Raw genomic sequence first — 16,234 nt, 5'->3', positions numbered from 1 at the left:
TAAATTAAGTATCATGAAAATTATATCTAATTGGCTAATAAGCTAACAAGGGGGTTTTGCCGACATGGCCACGGAATTGCACGGATGGGGCAGGCACAGGGCCAAAGAGTTAAATATTTTTTACGAATTATTATGGCATCCCTTTCCTCACCTTCCGCCCCACTGGCCCGGCTCCGGGCCTGGCTGATTGCCGCCCTGCTCGTGGTATTGGCCATGAATACTGCCAGCGCCGCCGGTGCTCCCATTTATTCCACCACCGGGGTCGCATCGGCCAGCAACAGTTGCATAGCGCCCACGCTTTGCGGCATTTTTGGCGGCGGGGTCGACAATCCGGGCCAGGCGGCCAACGGTACGTCCACCACCGATAATGCGACCATCGTGAAATTCATAGCCGTCGGCAAAAGCGTCAGCCTGCGCCTGGGGCTCGACCGCCGGGCCAGTGCCGGCGACCGCGCCGGCGTGCTGGTAGCGCCGCCGGCCAGCTTGGCGGGCGTGAGTGCGCTGGGCACTTACACGCTGCGCACCTACCTGCGCGGCAGCAGCACCGCTCTGGAAACCCAGGTGGTTTCCCTAGCCGTGGTGCAAAGCCTGCGGGTGGCAGCGGGCACCGGCCGGCCGGTTCAGATGGAGTTTGTGGCCCAGCAGGCTTTCGATGACATCGAGTTGGAAATTGGCGGCACGGTGGACGCGCTGTACCGCCTGAACGTGTACTATGGCTACGCTGTGCAGTCGCTGGTGCAGCAGCCGGTGCGCGGGCTCACCTCGCATTTTCCCGCCGGCGACCTTACGCCCTACTACAATACGGCCATCACGCCCGGCGATTTGGTGAGCGTGTGCGGCAACACCAATATTTACAATCCGGAATTTGCCGTTGATAACAGTCTGACGAACCATGCCACGTTCGGCACGTTCATCTCGGTCAACTGCCCGTCGTCGCTCAGTGTTAAGCTCGAAAGCTCGAAAACGGCCCCGGCCGGCTACTATGCGGGCTTCGTGCTGGGCAGCTCCGGCATCATTGATTTGGCGGCGCTGTCGGCCCTGCGCATCACTACTTATAAGACCATCAACGGCGTATCGGTGAAGCAGGAATCGGCCACCGGGGCCAATCTGCTGGACGTGAAGCTGCTGCCCGACGGCAAATACCAGGTAAGCTTCCCCACCAAGTTCGCGTTCGATGAGGTGAAGATTGAGCAGATTAGCGCCCTGGCGGCGCTGAATAACCTGGACATCTATTACGGCTTCGGGGTGGAGCCTACGGCGTTCACGGGCACCACGCGCTACCTGTCGGACTTTGGGCAGCCGGTATCGAACACCAACTATGCCACGAACACCTCGGCGGTAGTGTGCGTCGGCTGTGGCGTGAGCAACCCCGCTGGTGCCGCCGACAACGACCCCACTACCAAAGCCGTCATCAACATTGGCGGCGGCATCGCCTCCACGGCCGAGCTGAAGCTGGACCTGCGTGCCCCCGGCAGTGGAAATGTGAAAACCGATGTAGGCCAGGCGGGCTATCGCGCCGGTATGATTATCAGCAACAACAGCGGCCTGCTCGATGCCAGCGTACTTGACCGCCTCACCCTCACGACGTATGATGCGGCTGGCAACCTGCTGGAAAGCGCCTCGGGCTCGTCGCTCCTCTCGCTGAACCTGTTGCCCGATGGCCGGCAGGAAGTCTCGTTTCTGACTACCAAGAACTTCGCTTCCATCCAAATCAGCGCTTCCTCCACGGTGGCCCTCGGGGTGAACATCAACGTGTATCAGGCCTTCGCCGATAACCTGGCCGGGGGCATCATCACCACCATTATACCGCTGCCTGTGGAGCTCACGGCCTTCGTGGGCAAGTGGACTAATGGCGCGGCCGAGCTGAACTGGGCCACCGCCACCGAAAAAAATAGCAGCTATTTCGCCGTAGAGCGCGCCATCAGCAGCGAAGCCGCCTTCAAAACCGTGGGCCAGGTAGCGGCGGCCGGCAGCAGCAGCAGCCCCCTGAGCTACAAGCTCCGCGATGCCGAGGCCGGCACCCTGGGCGTGAGCATGCTATACTATCGCCTGCGGCAGGTAGATACCGACGGCACCCAGTCCTTCTCGCCCGTGGTGGTGGTGACGGTGGGCAAAGCCGTGGCCGTGCCACAACTCGAAGCCTACCCCAACCCTGCGCCCGATGCCCAGGCAGTGCAGGTTAGGCTCATCAATATGCCCGCTGGCAGCAGTATGGTCCAGACATACTCGGAAATGGGCCAGCTGGTGAGCCAGCAGCCCGTGGGCGAAGCCACCACCGGCCTGGCATTGCCCCGGCTGGCTCCCGGCCTCTACCATGTGGTGCTGCGTGATGCCGCCGGGCAGCGACTGGCTACACAACGGCTGGTGGTGGGCAGCCGCTAATTCCTCCTCCCCCTTTTGGCACTAAAAAAGCCCTGCCGACACCATCAGCAGGGCTTTTTTAGTGCCAAAAGGGGGAGGGGTTTACTGCGCCGCGCTACGCAGCAAGCGCACGCTTTGGCGGCCATCGGCGGAGCGGGCCAAGTAGAGGCCGGCGGGCAGGGTGGCCGCCGGCTGCCATACCACGGTGCCGTTGGGCTGGCTGCGCACGGTGGCTACGGTGCGGCCCAGGTGGTCGCAAACGGTAAGGGTTTGCACGCCGGGCGTGGCCAGTTGGAACTTCACCTGCTCGGTGAAGGGGTTGGGGAAGGCCGCCACGGCCAGGGCCTGAGCGGCACGGGTAGCCAGCGCCGTATTGACTACCCGAAAGGCCAGCGTCTGGCCCTGGACACCTTTAACCGGGCAAGCGTCGTCGAGGGCCGCGACGGACACGTGGTAGAGGCCTTCAGGCAGGCTCGGCGGCACGACGAAAGTGAGGCGGGACTGCCCGTTCAGGGTTTGGTAGAGCGAGATGCCGGGCACTGGGGTGCCGGCCACCGACAGCAGCACGAATTGCCCGGCATCGCTGTCCGTGGCCGTCAGGTCGACCGTGAGGCTTTCGCCGGCTAGCGCCTGAATTTCCTGCCCCAAGGGTTGTGTGCGGCTTTGCGAACGTTGGTTGACGACTACGGTAGGCGCGAAGCGGGGCAGCTGGTTAGCGCCGCAGTCATACACGGTCATTATCAGGTCGCGCCGCACCGAGCCCACGCGGTAGCGGCGGTTGCTGCCCGGTAGGCGGCGGTATTCGGTTACCATCACCACGACCATATATCTGTAGGCACTCTGAATGGGGGCGAAAGCCGGGTGCCGGCTTGGGGTGACGGTGATGGTCCCCGTGGCCGCGTCGAAAAGGAAGGGTTTGGGGGTAAGCAACCTTTGTGGGCAGCTGCCTGTGGTGTCGTAAGCCGTGACCATCGGGTAAGTGGCCGAATAGGTAGTGGGAGAACCCGCCGCTACGGCATAGGTGCAGCCGGGTTGCGGGACACCTGCGAGGCGGGTAATACTTTGATAATATGCTATTGTCCTATTGCACATTTCCAACGGGTCCACCAGCGAATACGCCAGCGAGTCGCCATCGGCATCGAAGCCGGCATTGCTGATGGTGGAGCTGCGGTTCCAGGGAATGAGGGAGCTGGTAGTCAGGTTAAACAATGGCGACGTGTTTGCGACGGTTTGCACTGCTCCTCCTGCGGCCAGCTGGTTGTTGAGCGTGGCTTCAAACCGAAAGTTGGGCTGTCCTGCTACGTTGGCGCTACCGGGCCGCGCAGCATCTTCGTAGCTCAACACCCAGTTCGCCGCCGGGGGCAAGCTGATGGTGCCGCGGTAGCTCTGGAAATAGGTAAGCGGCCTTGTGCTGGCGGCGGAGCAGATGACCTGCTGTTGCACGCTTGAACAATACGGCTGGATAGTCTGCGATGTCCCCAAAGGAACCAATGCGGCCGTTACCGCCGTGGAATTGCAGCCATTATTCTGGGCAAGGATGGTAACGCTGCCAGTGGGCAAGTAAATGCCTGTGCAGTCGCCGTACAGCACCAGCGTGACTTCGTAGGTGCTGCCACTCACCCAACGGTACGTCAACTGACCGCCCATGATGTGCGAGGCGCGTGCGGGGCTGATGAACCCCAGCAGGAGCCCAATCAGCAGGAACGAAAACAAACGTAGCGGTGCAGACATAAAAAAGGGAAAGGGGGGAATAAATCGCTGTCGCTTGACAGCAGGAAGAACAAGCCCGGGAAGGTGTATTAGATTTTATATAGACTGTTGCTCAAATACCATTCCAAAATGCTGAATTACAATGCCATAATCTTGTGCGTCTTTGGCCTTGACTAATCTTAACCAAGCCGTAACATTGCAACGGCGGCATCATTGTTCCGGCGCCGGAATTTTGCGGCCACCATCTCACCATCTTACCCCATTCTTTTTATGAAGCAAATGATTACCCGTCTCAGCAGCGCCGCGCTGCTTCTGGCCCTGGCCGCGTCGTGTTCGCGTACTGAGCAAGTGGCCCCGAGCCAGCAGCCCACCGCCGCCACCGTAAACCAGGACGCTACCCGCGACAACAACCTGGCCATGGGCAACCCCAGTGGGGCCGTGACCGACGCCACCAACTCGCCCAACAACTACCTGATGACCAAAACCCAGTACACCCTCTCGTATAGCCGCGACAAGGGCAAGCCGAACTGGGTGAGCTGGCACCTGAGCAGCGCCTGGCTGGGCAGCACCGCCCGCCAGGATAATTTCGCCGCCGATGCCTCGCTGCCTTCTTCGTGGTACCACGTGGGCAGCACCAGCTACTCGGGCTCGGGTTTCGACCGGGGCCACAACTGCCCCTCGGCAGACCGCACCGGCTCGGTGGCCGATAACACGGCCACGTTTCTCATGACCAATATGATGCCCCAGGCGCCCACCAACAACCAGCAAACCTGGGCCGGCCTCGAAAACTACGCCCGTACCCTGGTAGGCCAGGGCTACGAAATCTACATCATTGCCGGCAGCTACGGCAGCGGCGGCACCGGCTCGAACGGCTACGCTACTACCATCGATGCCGGCCGCATCAGTGTGCCCAGCAATTGCTGGAAGGTGATGGTGGTGCTGCCCGAGGGCAGCTCCGACGCCAGCCGCGTAACCACCAGCACCCGCGTTATCGCCGTGAACATGCCCAACACCAATTCCATCGGCACGGCCTGGGGGGCTTACCGCACCACGGTAGATGCCATCGAATCGGCTACCGGCTACAACATCCTCTCGGCTGTGAGCAGCACGGTGCAGGCCACCATCGAGTCGAAAGTTGACACCGGCCCCACCAGCTGATATCGTGCTTGCAGCCCGGCTTTTGGCTGATTAATTACGCTTGTAATAACGAAGCCGGCCGGAAATTAAAAAGCCCATGAAATACCGCGTATTTCATGGGCTTTTTGCTGCCTGATAAATGCGGCCGGAGGCTACATATCAGGGATAAAAAGACGAAGTTACGGCGGGTTGTGATTGCAAAGCAATTGGTTACGAATGCCGGAATTTTTTTAAGGGCGAAAAAATGTGGTGAAAAGTGCGTCGATTAGCTAGTTAGGGCGAAAATTAAAATTGTAAGGCAGGGCTCAACAAAAACTTAATATGACCAAAGGTTTGGCCGGCGTAATCCTGCCGTAATTTTGCATCGTGCTTCAACCCAAACACCCGTTGATGAAGCGCGGGACCCTGCTCAGCAGCGACCCGCGAGAGGACCGGAAGGTCTTCGTCGCCGTCAGTTTTTCCGATTTTGTCTCCGGTATTTCCGCTGTTTTCTCGGGTTGTTGCCCCGCCACCGTTTCGGATTCCGAAACGGTTTTTTTATGCACGGTTGGTTCGGTTTTCTCTCCAGCTTAATAGTCTAAACCGCCTTTTAACTACTATATTCATGGACACCAACACCCTCGCCCCAAAGTGGCTGCGGCGACCCTCGCCTCGCCTCGGCCAGACCGACATCCGCGAGTGCATGCCGTTCCTGATTAACCGCGATAACGTAATTTAAGGAATCCTTTTGCCGGTTCGCCGGCCGAATGTCACCCGCGCTTGGCCCAGCCTAAGTGCGGGTGAATATTCGTTTTTATTACTTGTACAATATCTATGAAACTCGGAGCCATTACGTTACAGAATGCAGTGTGCCTGGCGGCGGCACCCTGGGACCTCGCCGGCGAGGGCTACGAGCAGCTAGGCGCGATTTTCACCAAAACCGTGACCATGGAGCCCCGCGCCGGCCTGCCCGGCGACGAAGGCATCCTGCAAGTGGCCGACCAAACCCTGCTCAACCGCACCGACCTCCGCACTGAAGGCGCAGAATTGCTGGTGCAGGAGCACCTGCCGCGCCTGCGCCGTTTCGGCGTGCCCGTATTTGTGAGCGTGACGGCACCAGGCGTGCCGGGCTTCCGCAAGATTGCGCGCTACCTCCAGCGCGAGGCCGGCGAGCAGCTGGCCGGGCTGGAAGTGTACATCACGGTGCCGCCCGGCGGTTCCGGAGCCGATGTGACGGCCCGCTTCGTACGCGAGGCCACCGAGGCCGTGCGCAACGAGCTGCGCGACGATGCGGCCGTGATTGTGAAGCTGCCGCCGTGGCCCGACCACATCCGGGGCCTGGCCCTGGGCGCGCAGGAGGGCGGGGCCACTGCCTTGGCCGCTACCAACACCCTCAAAGTATTGCACCTGCCCACCGACCGCAATGCCGCGCCACTCGTGGGCGGCCTCTCGGGCGAGGCGCTGCGGCCGCTGGCCCTGCGCTGCGTGTGGGAGCTGGCTCAAGATGAAAAACTGGCGCTGCCTATCTTCGGTACGGGCGGCATTTTCACGCTGCGCGACGTGCAGGACTACCTGCGCGTGGGCGCTCAGGCCGTGCAAGTGGCCAGCGGCGAATGGCTGTCGCCGGGCCTCACGGCGCGGCTGGCCTCGGAAGTGATGCATAATGTGAAGTATGAATAATCAGGCCGTCATGCAGAGCGCAGCGAAGCATGACGGTCTAAATAATTACTGATTCTCCTCTTTCTCTCCTCCCCAAAATCCCACCCAAACCCTCTTCGCGCATCGCCATGCAAAAGCTCATCACCCGCGTCGAAACCATCAATTCCCTGCTTTGCGTGGGGCTGGACCCCACGGGCGATGATGCCCAGGTGGCCCAGCGGCTGCGCGAAGTCATTACTGAAACGGCCCCTTATGCGGCTGCTTTCAAACCCAACCTCGCCTTCTTTCTGAGCCGTGAAAACGGCGTGGCCCTGCTCCAGGAAACCGTGCGCAGCATTCCGAAGGACATTCCGGTGATTCTGGATGGCAAATTCGGCGACATTGCCAACACGGCCGAGCAGTACGCGCGCTTCGCTTATGACATTATTGGGGCTGATGCCGTGACGGTGAACCCCTACATGGGCGACGATACCATCCGGCCGTTTGCGCGGCCCGGCAAAATGGTTTTTTCGCTCGCTAAAACCTCCAATAAACCCATCCACGGCCTCCAAGACGCGGCCATGACGCGTGGTGGCTCCATCAGTGACTGGGCCGCCCGCCTGGCCAAGCTGATGGACGAGGAGCTGACCGAATCCACTATCGGCTTGGTGGTGGGCGCTACCGAGCCAGCGGCCGTGGCCAAAGTCCGCGCCGCCTGCCCGGACCAATGGTTTCTGGTGCCGGGCATTGGCGCTCAGGGCGGCGATTTGGCTGCCACGCTGCGCGCCGGGCTCCGGGCCGACGGCAGCGGCCTGCTGATAAACTCCTCGCGGGGAATCTGGCAGGCGAAAGACGCCGGAGCCGCCGCCCGCGAATTGAAAGAACAAATCAACGAATTCCGGGCCGTGACGAGCCCGACCCATGCCTGACCCAAAAAGCCGCTTCACCGCGGCTTTTTGCATAGTAGATTTTCTGTAAAAGATGAACGACCAACTATATACCTCGGCCATCACCGCTTTCGATGCGGCCACACTGGAGCATTTGCTGCGCCAGGAAGATGCGCTGTTGAGCGGGCACTTCCGGCTGTCGTCGGGCCTGCATTCGGATACCTACGTGCAGTGCGCCCGCTTTCTGCGCCGGCCCGATTTGGCGGGCCCCGCTGCGGCGGCGCTGGCAGTTCAACTGGAAGCAGCGGGCCTGAAGCCCGATGTGGTGGTAGGCCCTGCCATGGGCGGCGTGGTGATTGGCTACGAATTGGCCCGGCAACTGCGAGTGCCTGGCATTTTCACGGAGCGCGACGCCGACGGACAAATGACCCTGCGGCGCGGTTTTACCATCGAGCCGGGCGAAAAAGTTGTCATTGCCGAAGATGTGGTGACGACGGGCAAAAGCACGCTGGAAGTGGCTAAAGTGCTGCGCGCCATGGGCGCGGAGGTGCTGGCCGTGGCCTCGCTGATTGACCGCACGGGCGGAAAGGGTGGGCTTGATTTCCCGCATTTCGCGCTTTTACAGGTGCAGGCAGCGACCTTTGCGCCTGAGAGCTGCCCATTGTGCGCCGCCGGCGTGCCGGTAGTGAAGCCCGGCAGCCGGCCTGAAAAAGCGTTTTAGGACCACGAGGAGAGATTTACGGAGGACAAAGGAGGAACCTAGATTTTGGCAGAATTGGAAAACACCACCCACACCATCCAGCTCACGCTGAAACCCGGCCAGCACGACGGCGACGGCCAGCGCGTGGCCGAAGCCGCCGCCCGCCACCTCGGCCTGGCCACCGGCCGCGTGCGCAGCGCCGCCCTCTACACGGTGCGCTACCCGCTCACCGAAACCCAACTGAGCGATTTCGCCACCCGCTGCCTCGCCGACCCGGTGCTGCACGACGTGCGCCTGAATGAGGTGACGGCCGCGCCCGGATTCGCCACTTATATATTGGTAGCCCGCCGCCCCGGCGTGACTGACGACGAAGGCACCTCGGCCCAGAATGCCCTCGCCGATATCCTGAACGAGCCGCTGGACGTGCACACCCAGCACATTTTCAGCAAGAAGCTCTACCTGCTTGAAAACGACCTTCCGGAAACCGACCTGCGTCGCATCGCGGAGGAATTGCTCGGCAACAAGCTCATCAACTGGCTGGAAGTGGGCCGCGTGGCCGATGGCATCCGCGACTACACGCCGCGTCCCGGCGGCGGCGCTGAGGCCATTACCGAAGTCATTTCGCTAACCGGTCGCACCGATGCGGAGCTGGTGCAGCTCTCGAAGGAGAATATCTACGCGCTGAACCTGGAGGAAATGCGCGCCGTGCGCGACTACTTCGCCGCTGCCGAAACGCAGGCGGAGCGGAAGGCAGCAGGATTACCTGTTGACCCCACGGATTGCGAGCTGGAAATCATTGCCCAGACGTGGTCGGAGCACTGCAAGCACAAGGAGTTTTCGGCCCTCATTAACTACAAAGACCTGGAAACGGGCGAGGAGAAGCAGGTCGATTCGTTGTTCAAAACCTACATCAAAGACGCCACTTCGGAAGTGGACCGCCAACTGCGCGCCAACGGCAACGACTGGTTGATAAAGGTGTTTTCGGACAACGCCGGCGCGGTGCGCATCAACCCCGGTTCGCTGTTCGTGTGGAAGGTGGAAACGCACAACTCGCCTAGCGCCATCGACCCCTACGGCGGGGCTATCACGGGCATTCTGGGCAACAACCGCGACCCTTTGGCCACCGGCATTGGCGGCGCGCGGCTGCTGTTCAATACCAACGTACTGTGCTTCGGCAACCCCGAGTTTCACGGGCAGCTGCTGACCGGGCAGCTGCACCCGCGCCGCATTCTGGAAGGCGTGCGCAAGGGCATCGAGGACGGCGGCAACAAGTCGGGCGTGCCCACGGTGAACGGCGCGATTGTGTTCGACGACCGGTACGCCGGCAAGCCGCTGGTGTACTGCGGCACCGGCGCGGTGATGCCTATGCAATTCGCGGGCTTGGACTCGTGGGAAAAGAAGATTGATGCCGGCGACCGCATCATTATGGCCGGCGGCCGGGTGGGCAAGGACGGCATCCACGGCGCCACGTTTTCGAGCATCGAGCTCGATGAAACCGCGCCCGCTACGGCCGTGCAAATCGGCTCGCCCATCACCCAGAAGCTGGCGATGGATTTCCTGATGCTGGCGGCCCGTCGCGGCCTCTTGAAATGCAGCACCGACAACGGCGCGGGCGGCCTCTCGTCCTCCGTGGGTGAGCTGGCCGGCATCTCGGGCGGCGCGGTAGTGGAGCTGGAGCGCGTGCCGCTGAAGTATCCCGGTCTGCGGCCCTGGGAGATTTTCGTGAGCGAATCCCAAGAGCGGTTCACGCTGGTGGTGGAGCCCGGTAAAATGGCCGAAATCACGGCGCTGGGCCAGGAAATGGAAGTGGAGCTGACGGATATTGGCCACTTCACTTCGGATGGGTTCCTGGACGTGCGCTTCGATGGTGCGCCGGTGGCCCGTCTCAACATGCACTTCCTGCACGACGGTGTGCCGCGCAAAATTCTGGAAGCGGAGTGGACCAAACCCACCGCTGCCGAGCCTCAGGTTCCTGCTGAAACTGACTACACTGAGACGCTACTCAAGCTGCTGGGCTCGCTCAATATCTGCTCGCGCGAATCGGTCATTCGCCAGTACGACCACGAGGTGAAGGGCCGCACGATTGTGAAGCCGCTGATGGGCGCGACGGGCCAGGCGCCGCAGGACGCGGCCGTGGTGCGCTTCAATTTCGAGAGCTGGGAAGGCGTGGCCGTGAGCAACGGCATCATCCCGCGCTACGGCGATTTGGACGCGTATGACATGTCGGCCGGCTCGTTTGACGAGGCGGTGCGCCAGATTATCGCGGTGGGAGGGAAGCTCCCGAACCTGACGCCCGGCGACGGGATTTTCTGGTCGGTGAACGACAACTTCTGCGTACCCGATTCGGTGTACGACCCCGTCAGCAACCCCGATGGCAAGCAGAAGCTGGCCAAGCTGGTGCGTATGTGCGAGGCCCTGCGCGACGCCACGGCTGCCTACTGCATCCCGCTCACCAGCGGCAAGGACTCGATGAAAAACGACTTCAAAGCCGACGGGGTGAAAATTTCGGTGCCCCCCACCGTGCTCTATTCAATGACGGCCAAAATGCAAGACGTGCGCCGCGCCGTGACTTCGGACTTCAAGCAGGCCGATGACGTGGTGTACCTCCTCGGCGAAACCCACGACGAGCTGGGCGGTTCGGAGTTCTACAATCTGTTTGGCGAACTGGGAGCGAATGTGCCAAAAGTAGATTTCGAAAAAGCCAAAGCCCTTTACAACCTCGTGGGCCAGGCCAACGACCAAAACCTCATCCAATCCTGCCACGACCTGAGCGACGGCGGCCTCGCCGTGGCGCTGGCCGAAACCACCTTCGGCTACGGCTACGGCGCTGATATTGAATTGCCGGAAACGGACCTTTCCCTGGCCACGCAGTTGTTCTCCGAGTCGCACTCCCGCTTCCTGGCAACTGTTGCGCCGGAAGATGTAGTGGCTTTCGAGCAGCTGCTCGGCGACCGCGCCACCCGCCTCGGCCGTGTGACGCTGGACGGCCAGCTAACCGTGCGCCACGCCGGCCAAACGGTTATTTCGGCCAACACCGCCACGCTACGTGCCGCCTGGACCAATGGTCCGGTGAACAAGCTGCTGGGCGTGTCTTCCTCCACTCTTTCGCATTAATCTCATGGTTCACGCGCTAATTCTGACCGGATTCGGCATCAACTGCGAAGAAGAATTCGCCGCCGCCTACCGCCTGGCCGGGGCCGAAGCCACCATCGTGCACCTCAACCAGGTGTTGCACGGGCAGGTGAGCATCCACGATTTCGACATCCTGAACTTCCCCGGCGGCTTCTCCTTCGGCGATGATTTGGGCTCGGGCGTGGTGCTGGCCAATAAGCTGCGCTACCGCCAGAACGGCCCCGACGGTCGCACCCTGCTCGATGATATCAAGCAGTTTATCGCCGACGGTAAGTTCGTCTTCGGCATCTGCAACGGCTTCCAAGTGCTGGTGAAATTGGGCTTGCTGCCTAACATCAGTGGCGATGTAACGCCCGAAGTCACCCTGACCCACAACGCCAGCGGCCGCTACGAAGACCGGTGGGTGACGCTCCGTGTGAATCCCGTGTCGCACACGCCCTTCCTCAAAGGCATCGACACGCTGGAAGTGCCCGTGCGCCACGGCGAAGGCCGGTTGGTGATTCCCGACGCCGCCACGCAAGCCGCCATCGAATCAGCCGGGTTGAACTGCCTGACCTACGCCGATTTCGACGGCGGCCCAACCGACGTGTATCCCTTCAACCCCAACGGCGCGGCCCTGAACTGCGCCGGTCTGACGGACCCCACCGGCCAGGTTTTCGGCCTCATGCCGCACCCCGAGGCGTTTTTGTCGGCCTACAACCACCCCGACTGGGCGCGCCGCCGCCGCCAGAACCCCGCCGCTTCTGAGGAAGGGGACGGGCTGAAAATCTTTAAGAATATCGTGGCGCACATCGCCCAAAAAAATACCGTAACGGCCCCGGCCGTGCAACTCGCCAACCAAAACTAGCCTCTCACAGAAACGTAGCTAATGAACACCCTCACCCACTTCGCTTCTCCCCAACTCCCCCTGCTGCACCGCGGCAAAGTGCGCGACAGCCTGCGCGCCCCCAGCGGCGACCGCCTCATCATCGTGACCGACCGCCTCTCCGCGTTCGATTCGGTGCTCGAAACGGCCATCCCGCACAAAGGCGCGGTGCTGAACGGCCTGGCCAATTTCTGGTTCGAAAAGACGGCCCACATCATCCCCAACCACGTGATTAAGCTCATCGATGCCAACGCCATGCTGGTGAAGGAGGCTGAGCCCATCAAGGTGGAGATGATTGTGCGCAACTACATCACGGGGTCGATGCTGCGCGGCTACCAAAAGGGCCAGCGTACCTTCTCGGGCGTGACCGTGCCCGAAGGCCTCACCAAGCACCAGCAGTTCCCCGAGCCCATCGTGACGCCCACGACCAAGGAGGAATCGGACCGCGAAATTACTCCCGAAAACCTGGTGAGCGAAGGTTGGGTGACCAAGGAACTGTACGACCAGATGGCCGTGAAGTCGCTGATGCTGTTTGCCGTGGGCTCGAAGCTGCTGGCCGAAAAGGGCATTATCCTGGTGGATACCAAGTATGAGTTTGGCCTGCTGAATGGCAAGCTGATTCTCATCGATGAGATGCACACGCCCGATTCGTCGCGTTTCTGGAGCGCCGAAGACTACGCCAAGAATCCCGAAACGGCCGAGCAGATGGACAAAGAGTACGTCCGCCAGTGGCTCATCGCCAACAAGAAAGACGGCCAGTACCCCCGCGCCCTCACCCCGGAAGTGGCCCAGGAAGCCAGCCGCCGCTACCTCGATATCTACGAGCGCATCGTGGGCGAGCCCCTGCCCACCGCCGAGCCCGAAACCGCCGATGCCCCCGGCTCCGGCCGCCACGATGCCCGCGCCCGCCTGCTGGCCAACCTCGTGCAGGCCGGCATCTTGAAAGATGCCTGGGTAAACATCGTAATGGGCTCGCCCGCCGACAAAGACCACTGCGAGAAAATCCGTCAGCAGTTCGAAGGCTACGACGTTTTCACCCAGTTGCGCGTGACTTCGGCCCACAAAAACGGCGAAGCCATCGCCGGCATGGCCGAAATCTGGAACAACAGCATCGAGCCCGGCGTCATCATCGCCGTGGCCGGCCTCAGTAACGGCCTTGGTGGTGCGCTGGCGGCCAACGTGAACGTGCCCGTCATTTCGTGCCCGCCCTACAAGGACTACGCCGAGCTGGCCATGAACCTGAACTCGTCGGTCATCATGCCCAGCGGCACGCCCAACCTGACCGTAGTACGCCCCGACAATGCCGCCCAAGGAGCCCTCCGCGCCCTGAACCTGCCCCGCTTGCGCGAGCGCCTGAGCAAAGACATTCTCGCCACGAAAGCCAAGCTGCGCGCCGCCGACGAGGAGCTAAAAGCACTGTAGAGACGCAATATTTTGCGTCTCGTCGTTGAACGAGCGGTACTGCGCCGTGCAACGAAGATGTTCAACGACGAGACGCAAAATATTGCGTCTCTACATTCCAAATCCCGTGACTAGCACCAAAATCCTTCTCCTCCTCGGCTCCGGCGCGCGCGAGCACGCCCTGGCCGAAAAGCTGACCCACGACGGGGCCACGGTGCTCGTGCTGCCCGGCAATGCCGGCATCCCCAACAGCCACCCCGAAGTCAATCCGCTCGATTTCGAGTCGGTGAAAGCCTTCGCCCACGCTCACGATGCCAAGCTGATTGTGGTAGGCCCCGAAGCGCCGCTGGCGGCTGGCATCACCGACTTTTTTGCAGGTTCCGATATTCAGGTTTTCGGGCCGACCCGTTCGGCGGCGCGGCTGGAAAGCTCGAAGGTGTGGAGTAAGGAGTTCATGCGCCGCCATGGCGTGGCGACGGCGAAAGCCTGGCCGTTCCGGAGCGACAACATTGCCGCTGCCCGCGCCAAAGCGGCGGAGCTGGGTGGGCATGTGGTGGTGAAGTACGATGGCTTGGCCGCTGGCAAAGGCGTATATGTTTGCTCGTCGCCGGAAGAAGCGGAAGCGGCTTTCGATGATTTACAAACGAGCTATTCGGGCTGGTTTTCCTTCCTTTTGGAGGAGAAATTGACCGGCCCCGAAATCAGCATTATCGGCCTCACCGATGGCCTCACCATCCGCCTGCTGGCCACTTCGCAGGACCACAAGCAGCTGCTGGCCGATGACCTCGGCCCCAACACCGGCGGCATGGGCGCCTACTGCCCCGTACCCTTCGCCGATGCCAACGTGCTGGCCGCCATCCGCCGCGACATCATCGACCCCACCCTGCGCGGCCTGCAAAACGAGCAGTTCGAGTTCCAGGGCTTCCTCTATTTCGGCATCATGCTCACGCCCACCGGCCCCAAGCTGCTGGAATACAACGTGCGCCTCGGCGACCCCGAAGCCGAAGTGCTACTGCCCGCTTTGGATAGCAGCCTTCTCACACTGATTGAAGCTACCCTGAACGGCACCCTCGCCCAGCAGGGCGTGCGGCAGCGGCCAGGCGCGTTTGTAGGCGTGGTGCTGGCCTCGGGCGGCTACCCGGCGTCCGGTTTCCCCACCGGCTTTCCCATCACCGGCCTCGATAACCTGCCGGTCGGCGTGCATGCCTACCACGGGGCCACCCGGCGCGATGAAACCGGCGAGTTGGTGACCAACGGCGGCCGTGTCCTCGTCCTCACGGCCCACGGCCAGGACCTGGAAGAAGCCACCGCCCGCGCCTACGAAGCCTGTGCCCGCGTCACGTTCCAGGATGCGTATTTCCGCCCCGATATCGCCCAGCGCCCTGCACCGGTTCTCACTGCCTCCCTTGTAAATTGAGACCAGAAGCACAACTGAAACTCATGAAGCTCCTCGCCTCCTTCGAGCAATTGCAGCAGGCTTCCCTCTCTTTTGGCGAGGGGAAGGAGGGGAGGCCGGTGCGCCTGGCCATCCTGCTGTCGGGTCGGGGCTCCAATATGCTCGCGCTACTGGAAGCCACCAAAACCGGCGTGCTGAAAGGCCTGGCCGAAGTGGTAGTTGTTTTTAGCAACAAGCCCGATGCCTTCGGCCTCGAAGCCGCCGCTGCCCTTGGCTGCCCCATCGCCTCGCTGCCCAGCCAGGGCCGCAAGCGCGAGGCTTTCGATGCGGATGTGGCGGCGCTGCTCCAGCAGTATCAGCCCGATTTGGTGGTGCTGGCGGGGTATATGCGGATTTTGTCACCAGCCTTCATTCAGCCGTTTGCGGGCCGCATCATCAACATTCACCCCGCTGACACCCATCAGCACCAGGGTTTGCATGCTTACGAGTGGGCTTTCGAGAACAAGCTGGCCGAAACCAAAATCACCGTGCATCTGGTGGATGAGGGGCTTGATACCGGCCCTATACTCGCCCAGCAAACGGTGGATTTGCGTGGGGCCGATACGCTGGCGGAAGTGGAGCGCCGCGGCCTGGCGGTGGAGCACGAGTTGTACGCGGAAACAATTGCTGCATTGATTACCAACAAACAGAACGTCATGTCGAGCGCAGCCGAGACATCTCGCTCGGAGAAGTAACTCAATCGTTCAGCGACGCACGCGAGATGTCTCGGCTGCGCTCGACATGACCGTTCTTAAAAGACACTAAAATCACCCCATCCCATGTGCGGAATAGTAGGTTTTCACGGTCCCGATAACGTCGTAGGCGATATGATAATCGGCCTCACCGCCCTCCAGCACCGGGGGCAGGACGCGGCCGGCATCGCCACGTTCGACGACTCGTTTCACCTCTGCAAGGGGCAAGGGCTGGTCAACGACGTGTTCAAGCCCAAGCATGTGAAGAAGCTCAAGGGCAACCTCGGCATCGGGCAT

General features: G+C 61.5%; 11 protein-coding genes and 1 pseudogene. 11 read left to right on the top strand and 1 reads right to left on the bottom strand.

Translation table 11 applies throughout. The features are described 5' to 3' along the window. The first annotated feature begins 132 nt into the window (after window positions 1-132). On the top strand, window positions 133-2,382 hold the full coding sequence (locus AAFH49_RS15170; protein WP_342299470.1) for a T9SS type A sorting domain-containing protein: 2,250 nt from the start codon (window positions 133-135) through the stop codon (window positions 2,380-2,382). A gap of 81 nt (window positions 2,383-2,463) precedes the next feature. Here AAFH49_RS15170 and AAFH49_RS15165 read toward each other — a convergent pair whose 3' ends face one another. Then, complete coding sequence (locus AAFH49_RS15165) at window positions 2,464-4,092, bottom strand: T9SS type A sorting domain-containing protein (protein ID WP_342299468.1); 1,629 nt, start codon at window positions 4,090-4,092, stop codon at window positions 2,464-2,466. Window positions 4,093-4,341: 249 nt separating this feature from the next. Here AAFH49_RS15165 and AAFH49_RS15160 point away from each other — a divergent pair, with 249 nt between their 5' ends. The 10 genes and pseudogenes from AAFH49_RS15160 to AAFH49_RS15115 form a co-directional block, all read left to right on the top strand. Continuing rightward, a complete protein-coding gene (locus tag AAFH49_RS15160; protein ID WP_342299466.1) occupies window positions 4,342-5,229 on the top strand; it encodes a DNA/RNA non-specific endonuclease in 888 nt (295 codons plus the stop codon). Between the two features lie 792 nt (window positions 5,230-6,021). Continuing rightward, window positions 6,022-6,867 (top strand): dihydroorotate dehydrogenase, encoded by an 846-nt coding sequence (locus tag AAFH49_RS15155; RefSeq protein ID WP_342299465.1) that lies wholly within the window; start codon window positions 6,022-6,024, stop codon window positions 6,865-6,867. 107 nt (window positions 6,868-6,974) lie between these two features. Beyond that, window positions 6,975-7,754 carry an orotidine-5'-phosphate decarboxylase gene (gene pyrF / locus AAFH49_RS15150; RefSeq protein WP_342299464.1) on the top strand — a complete coding sequence of 260 codons (780 nt, stop codon included), beginning with the start codon at window positions 6,975-6,977 and terminating at the stop codon, window positions 7,752-7,754. A 52-nt stretch (window positions 7,755-7,806) separates the two neighbouring features. Beyond that, window positions 7,807-8,433, top strand: a complete 627-nt coding sequence (gene pyrE, locus AAFH49_RS15145; protein ID WP_342299463.1) for an orotate phosphoribosyltransferase — start codon at window positions 7,807-7,809, stop codon at window positions 8,431-8,433. 54 nt (window positions 8,434-8,487) lie between these two features. After that, window positions 8,488-11,526, top strand: coding sequence for a phosphoribosylformylglycinamidine synthase subunit PurL (locus tag AAFH49_RS15140; RefSeq protein WP_342299462.1), 3,039 nt, complete (start codon window positions 8,488-8,490; stop codon window positions 11,524-11,526). A gap of 4 nt (window positions 11,527-11,530) precedes the next feature. Next, the gene (locus AAFH49_RS15135) at window positions 11,531-12,391 is read left to right on the top strand and encodes a phosphoribosylformylglycinamidine synthase subunit PurQ (protein WP_342299461.1); all 861 of its coding nucleotides are present in this window, start codon (window positions 11,531-11,533) and stop codon (window positions 12,389-12,391) included. Window positions 12,392-12,412: 21 nt separating this feature from the next. Beyond that, a complete protein-coding gene (gene purC / locus AAFH49_RS15130; RefSeq protein ID WP_342299459.1) occupies window positions 12,413-13,831 on the top strand; it encodes a phosphoribosylaminoimidazolesuccinocarboxamide synthase in 1,419 nt (472 codons plus the stop codon). 106 nt (window positions 13,832-13,937) lie between these two features. Then, the gene (purD, locus tag AAFH49_RS15125; RefSeq protein ID WP_342299458.1) at window positions 13,938-15,227 is read left to right on the top strand and encodes a phosphoribosylamine--glycine ligase; all 1,290 of its coding nucleotides are present in this window, start codon (window positions 13,938-13,940) and stop codon (window positions 15,225-15,227) included. Between the two features lie 23 nt (window positions 15,228-15,250). Continuing rightward, window positions 15,251-15,940, top strand: coding sequence for a phosphoribosylglycinamide formyltransferase (gene purN, locus AAFH49_RS15120; protein WP_342299456.1), 690 nt, complete (start codon window positions 15,251-15,253; stop codon window positions 15,938-15,940). 84 nt (window positions 15,941-16,024) lie between these two features. Then, a pseudogene (locus AAFH49_RS15115) lies at window positions 16,025-16,234 on the top strand (amidophosphoribosyltransferase); the annotation flags it as partial.

The organism is Hymenobacter segetis (assembly GCF_038448715.1).
GTDB classification, from domain to species: domain Bacteria; phylum Bacteroidota; class Bacteroidia; order Cytophagales; family Hymenobacteraceae; genus Hymenobacter; species Hymenobacter segetis.
This window is presented reverse-complemented; position numbering and strand designations above follow the sequence as displayed.

Excerpts from the sequence above, each read along its gene's own strand:
- AAFH49_RS15165 (WP_342299468.1), bottom strand. The coding sequence starts at position 4,092 with ATGTCTGCACCGCTACGTTTGTTTTCGTTCCTGCTGATTGGGCTCCTG.
- pyrE (WP_342299463.1), top strand. The coding sequence starts at position 7,807 with ATGAACGACCAACTATATACCTCGGCCATCACCGCTTTCGATGCGGCC.
- pyrF (WP_342299464.1), top strand. The coding sequence starts at position 6,975 with ATGCAAAAGCTCATCACCCGCGTCGAAACCATCAATTCCCTGCTTTGC.
- purC (WP_342299459.1), top strand. The coding sequence starts at position 12,413 with ATGAACACCCTCACCCACTTCGCTTCTCCCCAACTCCCCCTGCTGCAC.
- purN (WP_342299456.1), top strand. The coding sequence starts at position 15,251 with ATGAAGCTCCTCGCCTCCTTCGAGCAATTGCAGCAGGCTTCCCTCTCT.
- AAFH49_RS15160 (WP_342299466.1), top strand. The coding sequence starts at position 4,342 with ATGAAGCAAATGATTACCCGTCTCAGCAGCGCCGCGCTGCTTCTGGCC.
- AAFH49_RS15135 (WP_342299461.1), top strand. The coding sequence starts at position 11,531 with ATGGTTCACGCGCTAATTCTGACCGGATTCGGCATCAACTGCGAAGAA.
- AAFH49_RS15155 (WP_342299465.1), top strand. The coding sequence starts at position 6,022 with ATGAAACTCGGAGCCATTACGTTACAGAATGCAGTGTGCCTGGCGGCG.
- AAFH49_RS15170 (WP_342299470.1), top strand. The coding sequence starts at position 133 with ATGGCATCCCTTTCCTCACCTTCCGCCCCACTGGCCCGGCTCCGGGCC.